This window comes from Arthrobacter sp. KBS0702 (genome assembly GCF_005937985.2).
Lineage (GTDB): Bacteria > Actinomycetota > Actinomycetes > Actinomycetales > Micrococcaceae > Arthrobacter.
In genome coordinates this window covers 3564394-3586676 of sequence record NZ_CP042172.1, presented here as the reverse complement: position 1 = coordinate 3586676, position 22283 = coordinate 3564394, and the positions used below count along the sequence as shown (strand labels likewise).

23 protein-coding genes are annotated in these 22283 nt (G+C 69.1%); 17 read left to right on the top strand and 6 right to left on the bottom strand.

Annotation, left to right across the window (positions count from 1 at the left end):
• Positions 1 to 109: 109 nt before the first annotated feature.
• From FFF93_RS16555 to FFF93_RS16500, 12 genes are all read left to right on the top strand, one after another.
• Positions 110 to 979 (top strand): IclR family transcriptional regulator, encoded by an 870-nt coding sequence (locus FFF93_RS16555; RefSeq protein ID WP_395858400.1) that lies wholly within the window; start codon positions 110 to 112, stop codon positions 977 to 979.
• Between the two features lie 125 nt (positions 980 to 1104).
• Complete coding sequence (locus FFF93_RS16550) at positions 1105 to 1986, top strand: shikimate dehydrogenase (protein WP_138767957.1); 882 nt, start codon at positions 1105 to 1107, stop codon at positions 1984 to 1986.
• On the top strand, positions 1986 to 3926 hold the full coding sequence (locus FFF93_RS16545; protein ID WP_138767958.1) for a bifunctional sugar phosphate isomerase/epimerase/4-hydroxyphenylpyruvate dioxygenase family protein: 1941 nt from the start codon (positions 1986 to 1988) through the stop codon (positions 3924 to 3926). The genes FFF93_RS16550 and FFF93_RS16545 overlap by 1 nt, the downstream gene beginning before the upstream one ends.
• Positions 3927 to 3976: 50 nt before the next feature.
• The gene (pcaH, locus tag FFF93_RS16540) at positions 3977 to 4885 is read left to right on the top strand and encodes a protocatechuate 3,4-dioxygenase subunit beta (protein WP_186372188.1); all 909 of its coding nucleotides are present in this window, start codon (positions 3977 to 3979) and stop codon (positions 4883 to 4885) included.
• Positions 4878 to 5471: a protocatechuate 3,4-dioxygenase subunit alpha gene (gene pcaG / locus FFF93_RS16535; RefSeq protein WP_138767959.1), complete on the top strand. Its 594-nt coding sequence runs from the start codon at positions 4878 to 4880 to the stop codon at positions 5469 to 5471. The genes pcaH and pcaG overlap by 8 nt, the downstream gene beginning before the upstream one ends.
• The gene (locus FFF93_RS16530; protein WP_138767960.1) at positions 5468 to 6964 is read left to right on the top strand and encodes a lyase family protein; all 1497 of its coding nucleotides are present in this window, start codon (positions 5468 to 5470) and stop codon (positions 6962 to 6964) included. Before pcaG ends, FFF93_RS16530 begins: the two co-directional genes overlap by 4 nt.
• Positions 6957 to 7775 carry an alpha/beta fold hydrolase gene (locus FFF93_RS16525; protein WP_138767961.1) on the top strand — a complete coding sequence of 273 codons (819 nt, stop codon included), beginning with the start codon at positions 6957 to 6959 and terminating at the stop codon, positions 7773 to 7775. Before FFF93_RS16530 ends, FFF93_RS16525 begins: the two co-directional genes overlap by 8 nt.
• On the top strand, positions 7772 to 8206 hold the full coding sequence (gene pcaC / locus FFF93_RS16520; protein ID WP_138767962.1) for a 4-carboxymuconolactone decarboxylase: 435 nt from the start codon (positions 7772 to 7774) through the stop codon (positions 8204 to 8206). Before FFF93_RS16525 ends, pcaC begins: the two co-directional genes overlap by 4 nt.
• A gap of 51 nt (positions 8207 to 8257) precedes the next feature.
• Positions 8258 to 9472 carry a thiolase family protein gene (locus tag FFF93_RS16515; protein ID WP_138770302.1) on the top strand — a complete coding sequence of 405 codons (1215 nt, stop codon included), beginning with the start codon at positions 8258 to 8260 and terminating at the stop codon, positions 9470 to 9472.
• A 3-nt stretch (positions 9473 to 9475) separates the two neighbouring features.
• Positions 9476 to 10135 carry a 3-oxoacid CoA-transferase subunit A gene (locus FFF93_RS16510; RefSeq protein ID WP_138767963.1) on the top strand — a complete coding sequence of 220 codons (660 nt, stop codon included), beginning with the start codon at positions 9476 to 9478 and terminating at the stop codon, positions 10133 to 10135.
• A 1-nt stretch (position 10136) separates the two neighbouring features.
• The gene (locus tag FFF93_RS16505) at positions 10137 to 10808 is read left to right on the top strand and encodes a 3-oxoacid CoA-transferase subunit B (RefSeq protein ID WP_138767964.1); all 672 of its coding nucleotides are present in this window, start codon (positions 10137 to 10139) and stop codon (positions 10806 to 10808) included.
• Between the two features lie 101 nt (positions 10809 to 10909).
• A complete protein-coding gene (locus FFF93_RS16500) occupies positions 10910 to 11725 on the top strand; it encodes an IclR family transcriptional regulator C-terminal domain-containing protein (protein ID WP_138767965.1) in 816 nt (271 codons plus the stop codon).
• 54 nt (positions 11726 to 11779) lie between these two features.
• Here FFF93_RS16500 and FFF93_RS16495 read toward each other — a convergent pair whose 3' ends face one another.
• Together FFF93_RS16495 and FFF93_RS16490 are read right to left on the bottom strand one after the other, a co-directional pair.
• Complete coding sequence (locus FFF93_RS16495; RefSeq protein WP_138767966.1) at positions 11780 to 12406, bottom strand: hypothetical protein; 627 nt, start codon at positions 12404 to 12406, stop codon at positions 11780 to 11782.
• A gap of 112 nt (positions 12407 to 12518) precedes the next feature.
• Positions 12519 to 12752 carry a hypothetical protein gene (locus FFF93_RS16490; RefSeq protein ID WP_138767967.1) on the bottom strand — a complete coding sequence of 78 codons (234 nt, stop codon included), beginning with the start codon at positions 12750 to 12752 and terminating at the stop codon, positions 12519 to 12521.
• A gap of 209 nt (positions 12753 to 12961) precedes the next feature.
• On the opposite strand from FFF93_RS16490, the gene FFF93_RS16485 reads away from it, so the two are divergent.
• Positions 12962 to 13921: a diacylglycerol kinase family protein gene (locus FFF93_RS16485; RefSeq protein ID WP_138767968.1), complete on the top strand. Its 960-nt coding sequence runs from the start codon at positions 12962 to 12964 to the stop codon at positions 13919 to 13921.
• Here FFF93_RS16485 and FFF93_RS16480 read toward each other — a convergent pair.
• Entirely contained in the window at positions 13918 to 14805 is an 888-nt protein-coding gene (locus FFF93_RS16480; RefSeq protein ID WP_395858399.1) for an amino acid-binding protein, read from the bottom strand. The genes FFF93_RS16485 and FFF93_RS16480 overlap by 4 nt on opposite strands.
• Positions 14806 to 14903: 98 nt before the next feature.
• Complete coding sequence (mscL, locus tag FFF93_RS16475; protein WP_138767970.1) at positions 14904 to 15413, bottom strand: large conductance mechanosensitive channel protein MscL; 510 nt, start codon at positions 15411 to 15413, stop codon at positions 14904 to 14906.
• A 215-nt stretch (positions 15414 to 15628) separates the two neighbouring features.
• On the opposite strand from mscL, the gene FFF93_RS16470 reads away from it, so the two are divergent.
• From FFF93_RS16470 to FFF93_RS16455, 4 genes are all read left to right on the top strand, one after another.
• The gene (locus FFF93_RS16470) at positions 15629 to 16681 is read left to right on the top strand and encodes an FUSC family protein (protein ID WP_138770303.1); all 1053 of its coding nucleotides are present in this window, start codon (positions 15629 to 15631) and stop codon (positions 16679 to 16681) included.
• Between the two features lie 36 nt (positions 16682 to 16717).
• Entirely contained in the window at positions 16718 to 17497 is a 780-nt protein-coding gene (locus FFF93_RS16465) for an IclR family transcriptional regulator (RefSeq protein ID WP_138767971.1), read from the top strand.
• 93 nt (positions 17498 to 17590) lie between these two features.
• Positions 17591 to 18781, top strand: a complete 1191-nt coding sequence (locus FFF93_RS16460) for a 4-hydroxybenzoate 3-monooxygenase (RefSeq protein ID WP_138767972.1) — start codon at positions 17591 to 17593, stop codon at positions 18779 to 18781.
• 107 nt (positions 18782 to 18888) lie between these two features.
• Positions 18889 to 19281 carry a nuclear transport factor 2 family protein gene (locus tag FFF93_RS16455; protein ID WP_138767973.1) on the top strand — a complete coding sequence of 131 codons (393 nt, stop codon included), beginning with the start codon at positions 18889 to 18891 and terminating at the stop codon, positions 19279 to 19281.
• A 51-nt stretch (positions 19282 to 19332) separates the two neighbouring features.
• On the opposite strand, the gene FFF93_RS16450 is transcribed toward FFF93_RS16455, so the two are convergent.
• Both FFF93_RS16450 and FFF93_RS16445 read right to left on the bottom strand, forming a co-directional pair.
• Positions 19333 to 21105, bottom strand: coding sequence for an iron ABC transporter permease (locus FFF93_RS16450; protein WP_138770304.1), 1773 nt, complete (start codon positions 21103 to 21105; stop codon positions 19333 to 19335).
• A 32-nt stretch (positions 21106 to 21137) separates the two neighbouring features.
• The gene (locus FFF93_RS16445) at positions 21138 to 22202 is read right to left on the bottom strand and encodes an ABC transporter ATP-binding protein (RefSeq protein WP_138767974.1); all 1065 of its coding nucleotides are present in this window, start codon (positions 22200 to 22202) and stop codon (positions 21138 to 21140) included.
• Positions 22203 to 22283: the final 81 nt, after the last annotated feature.

Sequence of the window (22283 nt, the reverse complement as noted above, 5' to 3'; positions counted from 1 at the left end):
GGTGGGAGCTACTTGTGCGATGTAGCAAGCATGGCTGTGATTGCCATCACTTGTCAACAAAAATAATCATCATCTAGCAATAGCTCTCACCATGTGAGAACATCGATGCATGAGTGTGAACCAAGACACAGAGTCGGCCCTCGCTGCCGACGCCCCCGCCGACGCCACTGCAGGCACGCCCGCCGAGGCCCCCGCGGGCGGCCCCAGGAAGCCCGGGCGGGAGGATTCCCGCACCGACATGGTGGGCAAGGCCCTGGGGCTGCTGGTCCTGCTGGGGGACGAGCCCCGCGGGGCCAGCGCGGCGGAGCTCTCGCGCCGCGCCGAACTGCCGTTCAGCACCACGTACCGGCTGCTCGGCTCACTGACCAGGGACGGCTTCGTGGACTACGAGCCGGACGGCCGGCGCTACCACCTGGGCCTGCGCGTCTTCCAGCTCGGCCAGCGGGTATCCAACCATCACGGCTTCGCCGGCACCGCGCTTCCCATCCTGCGGCGCGTCACCGAGGAGACCGGCGAGGCCACCATCCTGTCCGTGCGCGACGGGAACCACCACCTCACCGTCAACAAGGTGGACGGCCCGCAGACGTTCCGCGTCACCTCCGACCCCGGCCACCTCGGCGCCCTGCACACGACGTCGGTGGGCAAGGCGCTCGTCGCCTTTGCCGATGACGCCACGCGGCGCCAGCTGGTGGAGGAGCTCGAGCTGGAGCCGCTCACGGACCTTTCCATCACCGACCGGGACGCTTTCCGGACCGAGATCGAACTGGTTCGCAAGCGCGGCTACGCCACCATGGACGAGGAAAACGAGCTCGGCATGCGCGCCGTCGCCGTCCCCGTCTTCAACTCCCAGGGGTACGCCTTCGCCTCGCTGGCCACGGCGGTCCCGGTGTTCCGGATGAGCATGGAGGCCCTCGTGGCCCTGGTGCCGCTGCTCCAGTCCGCAGCGGCCGAGCTTTCGGCCCGGCTTCCCCAGCAATAAGTCATGTTCGTAATAAGAACAACCGTGCAAGATGTGAACAATTGCGGTAATGTAATCCCCATCACCCGGCCCGCCGCCGTCCACACCGCGGCCCGCCGAGTGCCGTTGTCAAAGGAGCTAGACGGATGAGCAACCGAGCCGAGTCCTTCCTCGTGGGCCTCGTAGGCGATGGCGTCACGCCATCCCTCACGCCCCCCATGCACGAACGGGAGGGCGACGTGCAGGGCCTGCGGTACCTGTACCGCCCCATCGACCTCACCGGACTCGGCCTCCCGGGGCAGGCCATCGGGGAACTCCTCACCGGCGCGCAGCGGCTGGGCTTCAACGGCCTGAACATCACCCACCCCTGCAAGCAGCTGGTGCTCCAGCACCTCGACGAGGTCTCCCCGGACGCCCGGCGCCTCGGGGCGGTCAACACCGTGACCATCCGCGACGGCCGCTTCATCGGCCATAACACCGACTTTTCCGGATTTGCCTCCGCGCTCGCCTCCGGCCTGCCCGGGGCCAAGCTGGACCGCGTGGTGCAGCTCGGCGCCGGCGGCGCCGGATCCGCCGTCGCCTACGCCCTGCTCACCGCCGGGGTCCGCCGTCTGGACCTCGTGGATACCGACGCGGCCCGCTGCGCCGACCGGGCCGCCGAACTCGCCGGGCTCTTCCCGGACAGCCAGGTCACCGCGCGGACGACGGCGGAGCTCCCGGAGCTCATGCCGCTCGCCGACGGCCTGGTCCACTGCACCCCCGTGGGGATGGCTGCCCACCCCGGGGTGCCGCTGGAGACCTCCCTGCTGGAGTCCCGGCACTGGGTCGCGGACATCGTCTACCGGCCGATCGAGACCGAACTGGTCCGCGAAGCCCGCGCCAGGGGCTGCGAGGTGCTCGACGGCGGCCGGATGGCCGTGGGCCAGGCCGCCGACGCCTTCCGGATCTTCACCGGACTCGAAGCCGACGCGGACCGCATGCGAGCCCATTTCCTGGAGCTCGTCGCCGCCGAGGAGGTGGCCGCCTGATGCGCACCGGAATCGCCACCGTCTGCCTCTCCGGCACCCTGAAGGAGAAGATGCAGGCCTGCGCCATCGCCGGTTTCGACGGGATAGAGATCTTCGAACAGGACCTCGTCACCACCTCGCTGAGCCCGGAGCACGTCCGCTCGATGGCCGCGGACCTGGGCCTTACCCTTGACCTGTACCAGCCGTTCCGCGACTTCGACAGCGTCCCGGAGGAGCTGCTCGCCGCCAACCTGCGCCGGGCCGAGGCCAAGTTCCGGCTGATGTCACGGCTGGGCATGGACACCATCCTGGTCTGCTCCAACGTGGCCACCGCCAGCATCGACGACGACGAGCTGCGCGCCGCCCAGCTGTCCCGGCTGGCCGAGCTCGCCGGCGGGCACGGGGTGAAGGTCGCCTACGAGGCCCTGGCCTGGGGGAAGTACGTCAACGACTACGAGCACGCCCACCGGCTGGTGGAACTCGTGGACCACCCGAACCTGGGCACCTGCCTGGATTCCTTCCACATCCTGTCCCGGGACTGGGATACGGCACCGATCGAGGGGTTCAACCCGGAGAAGGTCTTCTTCGTCCAGGTGGCGGACGCCCCGAAGCTGTCCATGGATGTGCTGTCCTGGAGCCGGCACTACCGGGTCTTCCCGGGCGAGGGACAGTTCCAGCTCGCCAAGTTCATGGGCCACGTGGTCCGCGCCGGCTACACCGGCCCCGTCTCGCTTGAGGTCTTCAACGACGTCTTCCGGCAGTCCGACGTCGAACGCACCGCCGTCGATGCCATGCGCTCGCTGATCTGGCTCGAGGAACAAAGCGCCAGGTGGCTGGAGGCCAACCCCACCCCCGCAGAGGCGGCCGCCGGTCCCGGACGCCGCCGCCATCCGATGGAACTGGCGACGCTGCCCCGGGTGGCCGAACCGGCCGGGTTCAACTTCGCCGAGGTCCGGGCCGCCGACACCGGTGCCCTGGAGACCCTGCTGGGCCAGCTGGGCTTCGGGTTCAACGGCCGGCACCGGACCAAGAATGTGCAATTGTGGACCATGGGCCACGCACGCGTGATCATCAACGAGGAAGCCCCCGCCGCCGCGGAGACCGCCATTGCCGCGGTCGGCTTCGACGTCGATTCCCCCGTGATCGCCGCCGCCCGGGCCCAGCAGCTGAAGGCCCCCGCGGTGCCGCGCAAGAGCCAGGCGGACGAGGAAGTCTTCCAGGGCTTCGCCGCGCCGGACTCCACCGAAATCTTCCTCTGCCAGGGCAGCCCGGACGGCACCGCCGCCTGGGTCAAGGAATTCGGCACGGCCGCTGGAACCGCCGGAACCGGCGCCGCGGGTCCGCAGGCCGTGATCGACCACGTCAACCTCGCCCAGCCCTGGCAGCACTTCGACGAGGCCGTGCTCTTCTACACCAGCGCGCTGGCCCTTGAGCCGCAGCCGTACGCCGAGGTGGCCAGCCCCACCGGCCTGGTCCGCTCCCAGGTGATGACCACCCGTGACCGGGGCGTGCGGCTGGTGCTGAACCTGGCGCCGCTGCTCCAGCAGGAGGGCGGGCCCGAGTCGGCCGGCACCGGATCTTCCGGGGACGCGTTCGCCGGAACCCAGCGCCGGACCTACCAGGAGCACATCGCCTTCGCGGTCGATGACCTGGTGGCCACGGCCCGGGCTGCCCGCGGCCGCGGCCTGGAGTTCCTGCGCATCCCGGCGAACTACTACGAGGACCTGGACGCGCGCTTCGACCTGGACCCGGCGTTCCTGGCCACGCTGAGCGAGCTGAACCTGCTCTACGACCGCGACGCCGACGGCGAGTTCCTGCACTTCTACACCGCCACCGTGGGCAGCGTGTTCTTCGAAATGGTGGAACGGCGCGGCTCCTACGACGGCTACGGGGCCCCCAACGCCCCGGTCCGGCACGCCGTCCAGTACGACCACCTGCACCAGCTGAAACTCACCGCCTGACCGCACCCGGCCAGGACCGACCCATCCCAACCCAATGAAAGGAGGCTGCTGTGCCTGAAGAGATCAACCTCGAGATTTTCAACGCGGACCCGCTCACCGAGGACGTGTCCGACGCAGCGCCCGAGGGCGCATCGAAGGCTGCCGCCCGGCAAGTTCCGGCCCTGGACACCGCGGCGGAATCGCAGCAGATTCTCAGCGACGAGATGACGGCGCTCGGGGATGCCTACGCGCAGGCGCTCCGAAACGGGGCCCCGGCGGAAACCCAGCCGCGGCTGGACTACCCGCCGTACCGCAGCAGCATCCTGCGCCACCCGACCAAGAGCCTGCAGCACGCGGACCCGGAAACCATCGAGCTGTATTCACCGGCATTCGGGCACATGGACGTGCACGCGCTGGAATCCGACCTCACCATCCAGCACAACGGCGAGCCGCTGGGCGAGCGGATCATCGTCTCCGGCCGCGTGCTCGACGGCGACGGCCGGCCGGTGGCGGGCCAGCTCGTGGAGATCTGGCAGGCCAACTCCTCCGGCCGCTACATCCACAAACGCGACCAGCACCCGGCACCGCTCGACCCGAACTTCACCGGCGTCGGCCGCTGCATCACCGGCGCGGACGGGTCCTACAGCTTCACCACGATCAAGCCCGGCGCCTACCCGTGGAAGAACCACCTGAACGCCTGGCGGCCGGCGCACATCCACTTCTCCCTCTTCGGCCAGGAGTTCACCCAGCGGATCGTGACGCAGATGTACTTCCCCGGCGACCCGCTCTTCGCCCTGGACCCGATCTACCAATCGATCGTGGACCAGGACGCACGGGACCGCCTGGTTGCCACTTACAACCATGATCAGACCAAGCCGGAGTGGGCGCTGGCCTACAACTGGGACATCGTCCTGACCGGTTCGAAGCGGACCTGGACCGAGAACGAGGCACTGGGCGCAGAAGGAGACGACCATGAGTAAATTGACCCCTACCCCCGGCCAGACGGTGGGCCCGTTTTACGGCTACGCCCTGCCCTACGCCAAGGACCGCGAGCTGATGGCCCCCGGTTCCGCCGGTTCCATCCGGCTGCAGGGCACCGTCTTCGACGGCGCCGGCAACCCCGTCCCGGACGCCATCCTGGAGATCTGGCAGGCCGACGCCGAGGGCAACGTCCCGCAGCACACCGGCTCCCTGGTCCGCGACGGCTACACCTTCACCGGATTCGGCCGCAGCGCCGTGGGCAACACCGGCGTCTTCACCTTCACCACGGTCAACCCCGGCCCCACCGCCCCCGGCGCCGCGCCGTTCATCTCCGTGGTCGTGTTCGCCCGCGGCCTGATGAACCGGCTCTTCACCCGCGTCTACCTGCCGGAAAACGAGGAAGCCCTCGCCGCCGACCCGCTGCTGGCCTCGCTCGATCCGGAACGCCGCCGGACCCTGATCGCCCGGCGCGACCCCGACGGCGGCCTGAGCTGGGACATCCGGTTGCAGGGCGAGGACGAGACGGTGTTCCTCGACTTCGAGGGCGCCGGCCTTGCGGGCGCGGGTGCCGGGGACGCCCGGTGAGATCTCCGCACACTGAGGGCAGCGGCCCGGACGGCGACTACGGCCTCCTGAGCCCGGTGTCGGCGTCGCCCAGGGTGGCGGCACTGACCGGGGACCGGGCGGTGCTCGACGCCCTGCTCCGGGTTGAAGCCGGCTGGGCTGCCGTTCTGGAAGAAGCTTCCCTGGCGCCGGCCGGCTCCGCCGCCCTCGTGGCGGCGGCCGCCGACGTTGCCCGCTACGACATTGCCGGGATCGCCGTCCGTGCCCAGGGCGGCGGCAACCCGGTGATCCCGCTGCTCGCCGACCTCCGCGATCAGGTCACGGCGCTGGACACGGACGGCATCGGTGCCGCAAAGGCCGTGCACACCTCGCTGACCAGCCAGGATGTGCTCGACACCGCCCTGATGCTGCTGGCCGCCGGCGCCGTCCGGGAACTGCTCACCGAGACCCGCCGCACGACGGCGGCCCTGGCCGACCTGGCGCAGCGGCACCAGCAGACCCTGTGCGTGGGCCGCAGCCTGACCCAGCACTCGCTGCCGTTCAGCTTCAGCCTGAAGGCCGCGCAGTGGTTCCACGGGCTCGCCGCCGCCGCGCAACGGCTCGAGGCACTCGAACTGCCGGTCCAGACCGGGGGGGCCGCAGGCACCCTGGCGGCCGGAACCGTGCTGGCCGAAGGCTCCGCCCTGGCACCCCTCGACCTTGCCGACCGCCTGGCCGCCCGGCTGGGTCTGGCCGCCGCCCCGGCACCCTGGCACACCAACCGCCTGGCCGTCACCGCGCTCGGCGACGCCCTGGCCGCCGTGACGGACGCCGCGGGCAAGATCGCCGCCGACGTGCTGTTCCTGAGCCGGCCCGAGGTAGCCGAACTCGCCGAACCCCGGGCGGCCGGCCGCGGCGGCTCCTCGGCCATGCCGCAGAAGCAAAACCCGGTGCTGTCCGTGCTGGTGCGCAGCGCCGCCTTGCAGACTCCGGCGCTGGCAGCCCAGCTGCACCTGGCGGCGGCCAATTTCAACGACGAACGTCCCGACGGCGCCTGGCACAGCGAGTGGACCGCGTTGCGGTCGCTTCTGCGCCTGGCCCTCGGCGCTGCAGGACAGCTCCGCGAACTGACCGAGGGCCTTCAGGTCTTCCCGTCGGCGATGCGGCGGAACCTGGACCTCTCCGGCCCCCTGCTGCTCTCCGAAGCGGTGGGTGCCGCCGTCGGACCCCTGCTCGGGACGGACGGCCGACGCCGGCTCCAGGCGGTGGTGGACCAGACTCTCCAGGTGCACGCCGCCGAACAGTCCAGCTCCTACCGGAAACTGCTCCGGGCGGCCGTCCCGGCGGAACTGCTCTCCGACGAGCGGCTTGAGGACCTGCTGGATCCGGCCAACTACCTCGGCCAGTCCGCCGAAATCTCGCGCCGCATCCTCGCCGCGTGGCCCGCCTACGCCCAGCCTGAGGTCGCGCAACCCCGTCGCGAACCGACCGAACGTAACAACCCGCCCGAAGAGAAAGGCGCCCACCGTGGCTAGACCAACCCTCAAGGCCGTACTGCTCTCGCCCGTGCGCGAGCTCGGCGACAAGCCGCTCCTCGTGGTGGGCCCGTCCCTGGGGACGTCCACGCTGCTCTGGAGCCAGGCCGGTGCCCTGCTCGGCGACGACGTCGACGTCGTCGCCTGGGACCTCCCCGGCCACGGCATCTCCCCGGCCGCGGCGGAGACCTTCACGGTCGACGAACTGGCCGACGCTGTCGTCGAACTGGTCGATTCGATCGCCCCCGGCGCGCGCTTCCACTACGCCGGCGTGTCCCTCGGCGGGGCCATCGGCCTGCAGCTGGGCATCAAGCACGGCGAACGGCTCAAGAGCCTGTCCGTGCAGTGCACGGGCGCGAAGATCGGCACCCCGGAGGGATGGCTGGAACGGGCCGAGACGGTCCGCAACCAGGGCACCCCGGTGATGATCGAGGGCTCCGCCCAGCGCTGGTTCGCGCCGGGTTTCATGGAGCGCGAGCCCGACCGCAGCAGCCGCCTGCTGCACACCCTGCGTGATACTGACCGCTTCAGCTACGCGTTCTGCTGCGAGGCCCTCGCCGGATTCGACGTCCGCGAAGAACTGGGCAGCATCCGGGTCCCCACCCAGGCGCTGGCCGGCGCCCACGACACCGTCGCCCCGCCGTCGTTCGCCCAGGAGATCGCCGACGGCATCACCGCCGGCGGCGGCACGGCCAATGCGGCGACCCTGGAGGGGGTGGCCCATCTGGCTCCCTTCGAGGCACCCGGCCACGTGGCCGAACTGCTGCGCAGCCTGATCCGCTGGACCGAATCGCGCGGAGCGGGCCAGTGACCGGGCCCGAGCGGAACGGTGTGGTCCAGCCGGATGCCACCAGCCAGGAGATCTACGACGGCGGCATGAGGGTGCGCCGCGAAGTGCTCGGTGCCGCGCACGTGGACCGGGCCAACGCCGCCAAGGACGACTTCACCGAGGACTTCCAGGACATGATCACCCGGATCGCGTGGGGCGGGATCTGGACGCGGCCCGGAATCAGCCGCCAGATGCGCTCCGCCGTCACCATCACCGCGATGGTGGCGCACGGCCACTGGGAAGAGCTGGCGATGCACATCCGCGCCGCCATCACCAACGGCCTGAGCAGGGACGAAATCAAGGAAATCCTGCTGCAGACCGCGATCTACTGCGGGGTCCCCTCCGCCAATACCGCCTTCAAGACCGCCCAGCAGGTGTTCCGTTCCATGGACGACGCCACCCCGCCCAACTAGCTCGCAACAACTGCCAGCTGCTTGGGCTCCACAGAGAATTCAGAGGAAATGATGAATCACGCTTTTGTGTACGACGCCGTGCGGACCCCGTTCGGGAAGTTCGGCGGCGGGCTCGCCGGGGTGCGTCCGGATGACCTGGCCGCGCACGTGATCGGCGAGGCCGTGAAGCGGGCCCCGGGGCTCGATCCGGAGCGGATCGATGAGGTGGTGTTCGGCAACGCCAACGGCGCGGGCGAGGAGAACCGCAATGTGGCCCGGATGGGTACCCTGCTGGCGGGGTTGCCGGTCTCGGTCCCGGGGACCACGGTGAACCGGCTGTGCGGGTCCTCGCTGGACGCGGCGATCATCGCGTCGCGGCAGATCAACACCGGCGACGCGGAGCTGGTGCTGGTCGGCGGGGTCGAATCGATGTCCCGGGCGCCGTGGGTGCTGCCGAAGACGGAGAAGCCCTACCCGGCCGGGGACCTGTCCCTGGTCTCCACGACGCTGGGCTGGCGCCTGGTCAACCCGGCGATGCGCCCGGACTGGACGGTGTCCCTGGGTGAGGCGACCGAGCGGCTGGCCGACAAGTACGGGGTGACCCGGGAGGCGCAGGACGAGTTCTCGGCCGCGTCGCACAACCTTGCCGCCGCGGCGTGGGATGAGGGGTTCTACGACCGGCTCGTCGCCGCGGTCCCGGGCACGGACCTGGTCCGGGACGAGGGGATCCGTCCCGGGTCCTCGGCGGCCAAGCTCGCCGGGCTAAAGACCGTGTTCCGTGCCGAGAACGGCACCGTCACGGCCGGGAACGCGTCCCCGCTCTCGGACGGCGCGTCCGCGGCGTGGCTCGGCTCCGAGGCCGCCGCCGGGCTGCTGGGGCTGGACCCGCTGGCCCGGGTCGCCGGTCGCGGGGCGCACGCGAACGATCCGCAGTTCTTCGGCTACGCCCCGGTCGAGGCGGCGAACAAGGCCCTCGCGAAGGCCGGGATCGGCTGGGACCAGGTCGGCGCCGTCGAACTCAACGAAGCCTTCGCCGCGCAGTCCCTGGCCTGCATCAACGCCTGGGGCATCGACCCGGCGATCGTGAACCGGCACGGCGGCGCGATCGCGATGGGACACCCGCTCGGCGCCTCCGGGGCCCGGATCCTGGGCACCCTGGCCCGGTCCCTGCAGGCCTCCGGGCAGCGCTGGGGCGTCGCCGCGATCTGCATCGGCGTCGGCCAGGGCCTCGCCGTCGTCCTCGAAAACGTATCTGCCGCACCGTCGGCACCGGCCGCAAAGGGCTAGGACATGCTGAACTTCATTGACACCGTCGGCGAGGCCGTCGCCGGCATCAAGGACGGCTCCACGGTGATGATCGGCGGCTTCGGCAACGCCGGGCAGCCGTTCGAACTCATCGACGCCCTGTTGGACTGCGGCGCCACGGACCTCACCGTGGTGAACAACAACGCCGGCCAGGGCGACCAGGGCCTCGCGCTGCTGATCAAGGAGGGCCGGGTCAGGAAGATGATCTGCTCGTTCCCGCGGCAGTCCGACTCCTGGCACTTCGACGCGAAGTTCCGCGCCGGCGAGATCGAGCTGGAGCTGGTGCCGCAGGGGAACCTGGCCGAGCGGATCCGCGCCGCCGGCGCCGGCATCGGCGGATTCTTCACCCCGACCGGCTACGGCACCATGCTGGCCGAGGGCAAGGAAACCCGTTTCCTGGACGGCAAGTGGCAGGTGTTCGAAACCCCCATCCACGCCGACGTCGCGCTGATCAAGGCGCTCAAGGCCGACGGCAAGGGCAACCTCGTCTACCGCAAGACGGCCCGCAACTTCGGCCCCATCATGGCGGCGGCCGCCCAACACACGATCGTCCAGGTCTCCGAGGTCGTCCCCACCGGCGGCCTGGACCCCGAGAACGTCGTGACCCCCGGAATCTACGTCAACAGCATCGTGAAGGTGGCCTGAGATGAGCCTCAAGACGAGTATCCAGACTTCGGACGCGCCGCTGGGCCGCGATGACCTGGCGCGCCTGGTGGCCCGGGACATCAAACCCGGCTCGTTCGTGAACCTGGGCATCGGCCAGCCCACCCTGGTCTCCAACTACCTCCAGCCGGAGCAGAACATCACGCTCCACACCGAGAACGGCATGCTCGGCATGGGCCCGGAGGCCACCGGCGACCAGGTCGACGGCGACCTCATCAACGCCGGCAAGATCCCGGTGACGGAACTGCCCGGAGCCTCCTACTTCCACCACGCGGACTCCTTCGCGATCATGCGCGGCGGGCACCTGGACATCTGCGTTCTGGGCGCCTTCCAGGTCTCCGCGACCGGCGACCTCGCGAACTGGCACACCGGCGCGCCCGACGCGATCCCCGCCGTCGGCGGCGCAATGGACCTGGCGACCGGCGCCAAGGACGTCTTCGTGATGATGACGCTGCTGACCCGTGAAGGTGTGTCCAAGCTGGTGGAGAGCTGTAGCTATCCGCTCACCGGAATCGGCTGCGTCACCCGGGTCTACACCGACAAGGCTGTGTTCCTCACCGGCCCCGACGGCGTCCAGGTGCGCGAAACCTTCGGCTGCACGCTCGAGGAGCTGCAGGACATGGTGCCGGTGCCGCTCACCGCCGCCGCAGCCTGACCACCGCGCGAACGTACACTTGAGGCCCCGCCGGAGCGCCGTTTCGGGGCCTCAAGTGTACGTTCGCGCGTATAAAGTGATGCGTGACCGAGAGGCGTGAAATGACTGAGGCAGCAAAGGGCACCCGGGCCGACGGTGCGCCCGCGGCCAGCGACCAGTACGTGCAGTCGCTGGCGAGGGGACTGGCGGTGATCCGGTCCTTCGACTCGGAGCACCCGCTGATGACGCTGACCGAGGTCGCTGCCCGCACCGGACTCACCCGCGCCACTGCGCGCCGGTTCCTGCACACCCTCGTCGAGCTCGGGTACGTCCGCACCGACGGCAAGGCCTTCGCGCTGACGGCCAAGGTGCTCCAGCTCGGCTACGCCTACCTCTCCGGGCTGTCGCTGCCGCAAATCGCCCAGCCGCACCTGGAGGAGCTCTCGCTCAAGCTGGGGGAGTCGACGTCGGCGGCCGTGCTGGACGGGACCGACATCGCCTACATCGCCCGGGTGGCGACGCGACGGATCATGACCGTCGGGATCACTGTCGGCACCCGTTTCCCGGCGTACGCCACCTCAATGGGCCGGGTGCTGCTGGCCGCCCTCCCGCCGGCCCAGTTGAAGGAGTATCTGGCCACGGCCGAGCTCCGGCCCCTCACGCCACGAGCCATCTCCACCCCCGAAGACCTCGCGGCGGAGCTGGAAACCGTCCGGGCCCAGGGCTGGTGCCTGCTGGACCAGGAACTCGAGCTCGGCCTGATGTCCCTGGCGGCGCCGATCCACGATGGTCCCAAGGTGGTCGCGGCCATCAACGTCTCGCTGCAGGCCCAGGCCGTCGCGGCGCAGCCCGATCCGGCGGCCTACCTGGATTCGGTGCGCGAGGCCGCCGTCGCGACGGCGGAGCTCATCTCGGCGGATCTCTCCGCCGGCGGCTGAAAGCGTTGGAGGCTGAAGGCGCCGGAGTCTGACCCGCCCGCCCCGGACCGCTGCCTAACCGCGCCGGGACCGGGCGAACAGCTGCCGCAGCGTAAAAAAGCAGCCCAGGGCGCTGAACAGCAGCGCCATCAGGAACTCACCCCGGAGGCCTTCGACCAGCTGCGGGTTGTTGCCCAGGTTGTAGCCCAGCAGGTCCCACGCCCGGGGCTCGAACAGCAACCCCAGCGGCGGGGCACCCAGGTACTCGGCCAGGTCCAGCCAGATGCTGCCCATGAAGGACAGCAGCACCGTCGCCAGGGTCACGCCAACCACCACCCATGCCCCGCGCCGGGTTATGGCGCCGCCGCCGCCCGCCGTGCTGCCGGCGAGATACAGCCGGGCGGCCCCGGCAGCTGTCACGAAGGCAACGATGGAACCCATCCACCCCAGCTTCCACATGACCAGCCAGAGCCCGACGCCGACCGGGACCACGGCGAGGGCAAACACGGTGCCGCGCACCGCGCTTTCCAGGGACTCCGGCCGGACCGCGGGGAGGGGCAGGGCGGGTAGCTGAGACTGCCGGTGTTCCGCGGAATCCGGCCACGGCGCCCCGTCCGGCCAGCGCTGGCCGTATTGCGGCTCGGCCTTGCCAAAGGATTCGGATTTTTTTCCGGCGTCAAAATCTGCGCGCTCTGTCATCATTCCCCCAAATGAGATGAGTGTTCCGGTCAACGATGTGCCGGTAAATCCCGCTTAGTCTGGCACAAAGCGGAAGGAAAATGATGATTTGGGCGCCATTGTTTCGGCGCCGCGGTCAGGGCGCGGGCACTGGCTGCGTCGAGATCGCGATAGTGACCCCGGCCCCGTCGTCGCTGATCCTCAGGTGCAGCGGCCGGTCCACGAGACTGGCGTGCATGTCTTCGCTGTCTTCCGGGGCCAGTTGCTCGGCCAGCCGGGTGAGGGCCAGTGCCATCGCCCGCCCCCAGTCGTGCGGGTCCCTGCTCGATGCTTCGGCTTCGGCTGAGTAGTTTTCTTCCGATCCGGTCATGTGCTGCCGCCTTCCGTGCCTGGAACGAGGCCGCCCGGCGAATCCGGGGCATCCGGCCGGGCCGGGCGCGCGACAGTTCCTAAACATGGCCAGTGTAGTGACCGCCCGGACGGTGCGTCCATGATTCCCGGGCACGTTGCGCAAGGTTCCGGCCCTGCCCCGATAGGATTTCCCTGCGGGGCCCATCCCGTCACTTGCCGAAGGACGCCATGCCACAGACTAATGCCGCGCAGGACACCTCCGCGCAGGGCACCCCCGTACAGCCCCGCCGCGCCGCCGTGGTCATCAACCCCATGAAATCCCCCGGCGAGGACTTCAAGGCCGCCTTCTACCGGCTCTGCGAAACGCAGGGCTGGACGGAGCCGCTGTGGCTCGAGACCACGGCCGAGGACACCGGACTGGGCCAGGCGCGGGAGGCGCTGGAGGCAGGCGTCGACGTCGTGATCGCCGCCGGCGGCGACGGAACGGTCCGCTGCGTGGCCGAGGTCCTGGCGGGTACCGGGACGCCGATGGGCCTGGTTCCGATGGGCACCGGCAACCTGTTGGCCCGCAACATCGGCGTCGACATCACCGACCCGGTGGCCGCCAGCTACGACATCCTGAACGGCAGCGACATCAAGGTGGACGTCGTAAAGGCAAGCCTGGACCACGCGGAGGACGAACAGCTCTTCCTGGTCATGGCCGGCCTCGGCTACGACGCGGCGATCATGGCGAACACCGTCGACGAACTCAAGGACCGCGTGGGCTGGCTCGCCTATGTGGAGGCCGGCATCCGGCACCTGCCCGGCAAGCCGGTCAAGGCACACATCAGCATCGACGGACAGCACCCGGTCCGGCGCAGGATCCGCAGCGTCATGGTGGGCAACTGCGGCAAGATCACCGGGGGCGTGGAGGTCTTCCCCGACGCAAAGATCGATGACAACGTCTTGGACGTCCTGATCCTGGCCCCGGCGGGCAAGCTCGGCTGGTTCAGCGTCCTGGCCGGCATGTTCGGCCGGAAGAACGGCAAGAACAAGTCCGTGGAGTACTTTGCCGGGAAGTCCGCGGAAATCAGCCTCGACCATGAGCAGGAGTTCCAGCTCGACGGCGACCACATCGGCAAGGCCAAGCACCTCAAGGTGGCCGTGGAGCACGAGGGCCTCACCATCAGGATGACGAAGGCGGCTTAGCCCTCCGTCACCGGGACCTGCCGGTAGGCGAGGATCTCGGCGAGCTCGGCCAGCCGGTGCGCCCGCGCGGATTCCGCGGGGGTGAACGGCTCGCCGGGCCGGACAAAGCTGATCGGACCGTGCCAAGCGGTCGGAATCCGGAGCAAGGTTCCGTCCTGCGGGTCCTGGAACGGCGGCCCCGGATGCGAGCCGGGCAACGCCACGATCCGTGCCCGCAGCAGCTCCGCCACGGCCAGCGGCAATTCGGCGGGATGGGCTGCGATCCGAGCGGCGAGGGTCAGTGCGCCGGTCTGCCCGTCGGCCATGGCCAGGGCGGTTGTGGGCCAGACCTGGGGCTCGCGGCCGCCGCCCTCGCGCAAGGCCCGCAGCAGACCGAGTTCGCCCACCTCCCCCGGGGCCGCCAGGACAAATTCGTCCAGGACGCCGCCCGGCACGTGATGGACGTGGATGCTCAGGATGTTCGTGTCCAGGCCGGCCAGTTCCTGCGTGAGCTTTTGCAGTGCCCCTGGCCGATCCCTCAGCACCGTGCGCGCCCGCCACAGGGCAGGGGCGGCGCCGAGCCGGCTGCGGTGCCGCAGGGCCGGGGCGTGCAGCCACCGCCGCAGCATCCGCGCCGCCGAGGGTTCGGCCACCCAGATCACCAGGACCGTGGCGGTCACCGTGAGGACCAGCACCTTGGCCAGGTAGGGCAGATGGGTTTCGACCACGGCGGCGTGCACCAGCAGTTCGATCGGTAGCATGACGGCGACATTGGCCAGGGTCAGCCGCGCCTTGGTCGGTTCGGGCATCTGGCCGCAGACTTCGCAGCTTAACTCCGCCGCGGCCCGGGCCGGGTGCGCGGGACGTGGCCCCGCGGGCGTTCCACGTTTTGCTCTGGGCTTCATGCTCCCATCGTGTCCGCCAGCTGTTTCAGGCCGGTTGCCGCCGGATGAAGATTTCCGTCGACGGGTTCCGGCTGCGGGACTGTGGCGCTGCGGCCAGGCTAGCGGCTGTGCCCGCCGGAGTACTCGGCCGCCCGGCCGGCCCGGGCGTCCGCGGGGCGTTCGCCGCCGTCGTCCGCGGTCGCGCCGCCGGCGTCGGCTACCCCGGTCCCGGCCAGCGAGGCCAGCAGGTCACGGATCTCCGCCAGCAGCGCGGTGTCCGGCGGGAGGGGCTTCTCCTCGGGCTCGGCGGTGGCCAGCCGCTGCTTGACCAGCCGGTTGATCCGGTTCATCGGCGCCACGAAGATGAAGTACACCACGGCGGCGGTGATGATGAAGGTCACGAAGGCCGTGATGACGGCGCCGATGTTGACGAAGGTCTTCGTGTTTCCGGGCCAGACGTAGAAGCCGAGTCCCTGGGTCTCGACGCCGCCGGCGGCAGCGATGACCGGGTTGATGATGTTCGTGGTGAACGCCGTGACCAGGGCGGTGAAGGCGGTGCCGACGAAGACGGCGATGGACAGTTCGATCACGTTGCCGCGCAGGATAAAGTCCTTGAATCCTTTGAGCATGGTGTCCTCTCGAATGGATGCCGTGTGGTTGGTTCAACCGCTAGACGCTACCATCTTGGCCCGTGGCCACGTCTTCCGGTGAACGGAATCTGACGCCAGCGATGTCCCGGTTCCGGCGTAGGATTCAGGCGGATGCCAGTGCCGCCGTCGTTCCCTCAACCGAATGCAAAGGAAGGCCCATCCCGCCCGTGAAGCCCGCGACATTGCTTGCCGACATGTTCACCATGGCTCCGGCCAACAAGGATCACCAGGTCGCGGTGCGGTGCGCCGTGGGCGTCTTCGTCCCGTTGCTCAGCCTGGTGCTGCTGGGCAGACTGGATCTGGCCATCTTTGCCTCCTTCGGCGCCTTCACCGGGATCTACGGCCGAAACGAGCCCCATGGCAGGCGGCTGATCCTCCAACTGCGGGCCGGCACGCTCATGCTCGCCGTCATCCTGCTCGGCGCCCTGACGGCCCGCGCCGGGGAAGCGTTGGCCCTCACGCCGTCCGGCAGCATCTGGCTGCAGGTCCTCGCCACCACGCTGGTGGCCGGCGGCTGTTCGCTGATCGTCGCCTGGTGGCGGCTCCGTCCGGCGGGGTCCCTGTTCCACATCTTCGCCTTCGCGGCAATTGCCTCTATCCACAACCAGCCGCCGCTGTGGCAGGGAATGCTGGTGGCCGTCCTGACCGTCCTTTTCGCGCTAGTGGTCGGCATGTCCGCCCGCGTGGTCCCGAGCCGCCGCAAGCCCTGGTCGTGGCCCCCGCCGGCACGGCTCACCGACCGGGAGCGCCGCGTCGCCTGGCGTGAAGCGGTGGGATACCTCGTGGCGGCGGGGCTGGCCGGCACCCTTGCCACCGTGGTCGGGGAGTGGCTCGGCTTCGGCCACAACTACTGGGCGATGGTGGCCGCCGTCGTGCCGCTTGTGGGGCACACAACCCGGCACCGCCTCAGCCGCGGCCTCCAGCGCATCATCGGTACCGCCCTGGGACTGGTCCTGCTAGCCCTCATCCTGCTGCTGGCACCCGCCCCCTGGCAAACGGTCCTGGTGATCGCCGCCTGCCAGTTCGGTGCCGAACTGTTCATCGCCCGCCAATACGTGCTGGCCCAGGTCTTCGTCACCCCTCTGGCGCTGATTTCGACCCTGCTGGTGGCTCCGACGCCGGCGGGAACGCTGCTGCGGGACCGCTTCCTGGAGACGCTCATCGGAGCCGCCGTCGGCGTCGCCGTTGTCCTGGCCCCGCTCGTGTGGCGCCGGCTGGGCGCGGGCGTCCATTCAATGGAAGACTGATTCCAAGGCAAAACAACAGTTCGGGAAGCAGGGCGGATGGCTAACTCCCGCACCGGGGAATCGGTGGTTGACCGGGTGGTGCGTCTGATCGAGGCGTTCCCCGAAGGTTCGGCGTCCCTGCAGCTCTCCGACCTCGCGGACCGGGCCGGCCTGCCGCTAACGACGGCGCACCGGCTGGTCCGGCAGCTGGCCGGACACGGTCTGGTGGAGCTGGGCGGCGGCGGATCGGTCCGGCTGGGGCTGCGGCTGTGGGAACTGGTGAACCGGAATTCCCCCACGCTGGCCCTGCGGCAGGCGGCGATGCCCTTTATGGAGGACATCCAGCAGGTGCTCAACCAGAATGTGAACCTGGCCGTGCTGGACGGCTGGGAGGCCCTGTTCGTGGAGCGGCTGTCCCGCCGCGGCTCCGTGGCGAACCGCGCCCAGATCGCCGGCCGGATGCCCGTGCACCTGTCCTCGGCCGGGCTCGCCCTGATGGCCCACCAGCCCGCGGCGGTGCAGGCCGCGTACCTGCGCCAGTTCACCGACCCCGCGGGGAGGCTCCGCGCAGGCGATGTCCGGGCGCTCCTCGCCGAGTCGGCCGGCCAGGGATTCGCGGAGCTGGCAGGGGTGGTGGACCCGGACACCTGGGGGATCGCCGTGCCCGTTCTGGACGCCAGGAAGCGGACGGTGGCGGCCCTCGGCGTCGTGGTTCCGCTGCGGGAGGTGCGGCTGCAGGCGCTGGTGCCAGCGCTGCAGACCGCGGCTAGGGGGATCGGCCGCCGGCTCGGAGACGCCCGCACGGCCGCTGAATTCCGTTCAATGGAAGACCTGTAACGCGGATCACTCCGGCGGGCGCACACTGTAGCCAGAGAATCCACCGGCCCCGGACGCCCAGCAGTCCGGGCCCCGCAACGAAGCGAGGACACCATGGCAAACCGCAAAGTCATGACCACCCAGGTCGCGATCATGGGCGCCGGCCCGGCAGGGCTGATGCTCTCGCACCTGCTGGCCAAAGAGGGAATCGAATCCACCGTGATCGAGATCCGCAGCCACAAGGAAATCTCCGAAACCGTCCGGGCGGGCATCCTGGAGCACGGCTCCGTGAACCTGCTCGTGGACAGCGATGTTTCGGACCGCGTCCTGCGTGACGGGGACCGGCACGACGGCATCGAACTGCGCTTCAACGGGGAAAGCCACCGAATCGACTTCCAGGACCTCGTCGGCGAGTCGGTCTGGCTCTACCCCCAGACCGACGTTTTCCTCGACCTCGCCGCGCGGCGCCAGGCGGACGGCGGCGATGTCCGCTACAGCGTCACCGACACCACCATCTACGACCTTGAGGGTAAGCCAAAGGTCTGGTTCACCGATGCCGAGGGAGTGGAATGGGAGCTGCAGGCCGACTTCATCGCCGGCGCGGACGGTTCGCGCAGCCACAGCCGCTTCCAGATCCCGGAGGCCCAGCGCAAGTGGTACTTCCACGAGTACCCCTTCGCCTGGTTCGGGATCCTGGCCGAAGCACCGCGCAGCTCCGACGAACTGATCTACGCCAACTCAGAGAACGGCTTCGCCCTGATCAGCCAGCGGACCGAGACGGTCCAGCGGATGTACTTCCAGTGCGACCCGAATGAGGACGTCAACGACTGGAGCGAAGACCGGATCTGGGACGCCTTCCGCAGCCGGGTCAACGGCAACGGCTTCGAACTCAAGGAGGGTCCGGTCATCGACAAGACCGTCCTGAAGTTCCGCAGCTTCGTGCACGCCCCAATGCGCCACGGCAAGCTCTTTCTCGCCGGCGACGCCGCCCACACCGTCCCGCCGACCGGGGCCAAGGGCCTGAACCTCGCACTGCACGACGTCAAGGTGCTGTTTGAGGGCCTCGACAGCTTCTACAAGACCGGCTCCACCAAGCTCCTGGATGTGTACAGCGACCGCGCCCTGGACCGGGTCTGGAAGGCGCAGCATTTCTCCTACTGGATGACGTCCATGCTCCACACCCCGACCGACGCCGACGACTTCGCCCGCGCCCGCCAGCTCGGCGAGCTCAGCTCCGTCGTGTCGTCGCGGTACGGCCGCGCCTACCTCGCGGAGGCCTACACGGGCTGGCCGTCAGGGCGCTAGGAACGGCCCCGGGGAGGGGCACAATTCCGTCGACAGCACCCCCGCCCAGGACTAGCCTTTAACCGTCCCAGCATGACCCGACAAGGACGACGGAGAGGTGTCCGATCATGGGAACCGCAGAAAATATTGAGCTGGTCCGGCGGGGGTACGAAGCCTTCAACACCGGGGATATGGCAACCCTCAACGAGCTGTTCGCGGAGGACGCAGTCTGGCACGTGGCCGGCAGCGGCGTGCTCTCGGGCACGAAACAGGGCCGCGACGCCATCCTGGCCTACTTTGGGGAACTGGGAGCACGCACCCAGGGTGACTTCCAGGCCAGGGTCCAGGACATCGTCGGCGGCGAGGACCACACAGTCGCGATCCAGCAAACACACGGCACCAACAACGGCAAGACCCTGGACATGTCCACCGTCATCACGTTTGTGGTCCGCGACGGAAAGATCGCCGAGGGCAGGGAGTATTTCGAGGACACTGCCAGGGCGGACGACTTCTGGGTCTAGGCCGCGCCGACACCCCGGGCCAGGCGGCGGCCAGCCCACACCGGGTGGCGGTCACGGAACGGGCGCGGGATCTTTCCGCGCGTCGTCCACGGGGACCGTCGCCGGGCTTGCCGTGACGCCCTCGCGGGCCTTTGCCGGCGCGCCCGGCTTCCGCCCGGACCGGCCGTAGACCAAGTACATCGTGACGCCGGTGATCACCATCAGCAGCACCGTGTAAACGAAGGTGTTCGACACCCCCTCGATGCCCTCCGCGCCGTCGGTGTTGGCTTTGATGACCAGGCCCAGCGGTTGGAACAGCGGATGGGCGAGGAAGATCGCCGTGTCGTAGTCGTCCAGCATGCTGTTGAAGTTCAACGCCGTCACCGCGGCCGCGGCCGGCAGCACGATCGGCAGCAGGATGCGCCGGAAGATGTAGAGCGTTTTCGCCCCCATGATCCCGGCGGCCTCCTCGAGGGAGGAATTGACCGCGGCAAACGATGCCTTGAGCATCCTGAGCGTAAAGGGGATCTTCACCGTGACGAAGGCGACCAGCAGGATCACGGTGGTTCCGGTCAGCACTGCGCCGCCCACCAGCGGATTCGGGTGGTCGTAGCTGAGGATCAGGCCCAGGGCCAGCAGCGCCGCAGGCAGGATCCACGGGATGTGCAGCAGGTACTCGACGGCGGTCGTGACCCAGTTGCGGTACTTCTGCAGGATCCGGGCCACGAACAGCAACCCGCCGACGGCGATCACGGCGGCCAGGGCGCTGTAGGCAATGCTGATGAGGAAGGGCCGCAGCCCCGCGGGCTGGGTCAGTACCCGGACGTAGTTGTCCAGGGTCAGGCTCCCCGGCTGGAGCTGGCCGGTCTGGATGGCGGCGCCGTCGGCAAAGGAGTACAGCACAATCAGGACCACCGGCAGCGTGTACACCGCGAACAGCAGGTACGCGAGGGCGTGCACGACGGCGTTGGCCGCGCGGTTGGTGATCTGTTGCTTCTGCAGCCCGGCGGAGACCTTTGACACCGAGAAGTACGTTCCGCCCTTCTCCAGCCGCGTCATGACGGCGAGCATCAGCATGGTCGCCACGCCCAGGATGACGGCCAGCAGGGCTGCGAGATCCCGGGAAGTGGGGCTGTTGGTGAACGTCAGGATCATCGGGGTGATGGTCTGGAAGTCCCGACCGCCGAGCACCTGCGGGGCCGACAGGGCGCCCAGGCCGGTCAGGAAGGACAGCACCGTCACGGCGAACAGGGTGGGCTTGAGCATCGGCAGCACGATCCGGCGCAGGATGGTCCAGGTGGAGGCCCCCATGTTCCGGGCCGCCTCGATGGTCTGGTAGTCCACGCCCTTGAGGGCGTTGGTGACAAACAGCATGTGGTTGGTGGTGGTGGCAAATGTCATCACGGCCAGGACGGCGAAAAATCCGGAAAACCAGCCGCGGTCCAGGTCCGGGAAGAGGGCGACCAGAAACCCGGTGACGATCCCCTTGTCCCCGTAGATGAACTTGTACCCTGCGGCGAGGACGATGCCGCCGTAGATGAACGTGGTGGCGTAGCCGAGGAACAGGATCCGCGAACCGCGGATCTTGAAGTACTGCGTGACCAGGACAATGAAGATGCCCACCACATTGACCGTGATGGACAGTGCCACGGCAAGCAGGAAGCTATTGCCCAGCGATTTCATCGCCCGCTGGGAGGAGAAGAGCTTCTCGGCGGCCCGGCCGGAGAAGTGTCCGTCGGGGAAGAACGTCTGGATCAGCACGTTCGCGTTGGGCCAGAGCAGGAAGGCGGCGATGAACCAGGTCAGGACGACGCCGGCCACCAGCACCGCCGGGGAGCGGAGCATGCTCCGGATGCTGGCGCCGCTGGCCCCCCGGCTCACGCCCGGTTCGCTTCCTGCAGCCGGGAATCCAGGGAGATCCCGGTCTCCGAGTGGTACTGGAGCACGTGGGCCGGCTGGACGTACACGGTCGCGGGGCTGCCGGTGACGGGGTGCGCCCCGCCGTCCTCCTTGACCAGTAGGCGGATCTCGGACCCGTGGCAGCGCACAACGTAGCGGCTGTGCAGGCCGTGGTACGTCCGGGAGATCACGGTGCCGTCCACCGGAACGGCCGAGCCGTCGGCGGCCGGCTCCAGCGACGCTTTCTCCACCCGAAGGTAGGAGCTGGCCGAGGGGTCGAGGGCCCGGCGTGACTGCCGGTTCAGCTCGGCGACGAAATCCGCGCTCAGGCGCGAGCTGTCGCCGATGAAGTTGCAGACGAACTCGGTGGCTGACTCGTCGTAGATGCTTTGCGGCGTGCCCACCTGCTCCACCACGCCCTTGTTGAAGACGGCCACCCGGTCGCTCATGGCCAGCGCCTCGTCCTGGTCATGCGTGACGTAGACGGTGGTGATGCCGAACTCGCTCTGCAGGTCCTTGAGCTGCTGCCGGAGCTGGTGCCGGAGCTTGGCGTCCAGATTCGAGAGTGGCTCGTCGAGCAGCAGGATCTTCGGCTGCAGCACCAGCGCGCGGGCGACGGCGACCCGCTGTTGCTGCCCGCCGGAGAGCTCGGCGACGTTCTTGTGCAGCTGCTCCTCGGACAAGTCCACGCGCCGGGCGATGTCGCGGACCAGCCGGTCGCTGTCCGCCGCCTTTTCCTTGCGGACGCGCAGGCCGAAGGCGATGTTTTCCCAGACGCTCATGCTGGGGAAGAGGGCGTAGTTCTGAAACACCATGCCCACCTGCCGCTTGTCGCTGGCGAGCCGGGTGACGGCCTTGCCGTCGACGTAGACCTCGCCGGCCGAAGGTTCGATGAATCCGGCCAGCGTGCGCAGGGCCGTCGTTTTTCCGCAGCCCGAGGGCCCCAGCAGGGTGAAGAACTCGCCCTGCTTCACCTCCAGGTTCAGCTCGGGGATGGCGGTGAAGTCGCCGAAGGTGACCTCGATGTTTTCGAAGCGGATCATGGGACCTGTCTTTTCTGGCGGCGGGGCGGGGGTGGCAGCGGCGACGGCGGGGCCCGGCCGGCGCTATTGCCGGCCGGGCCC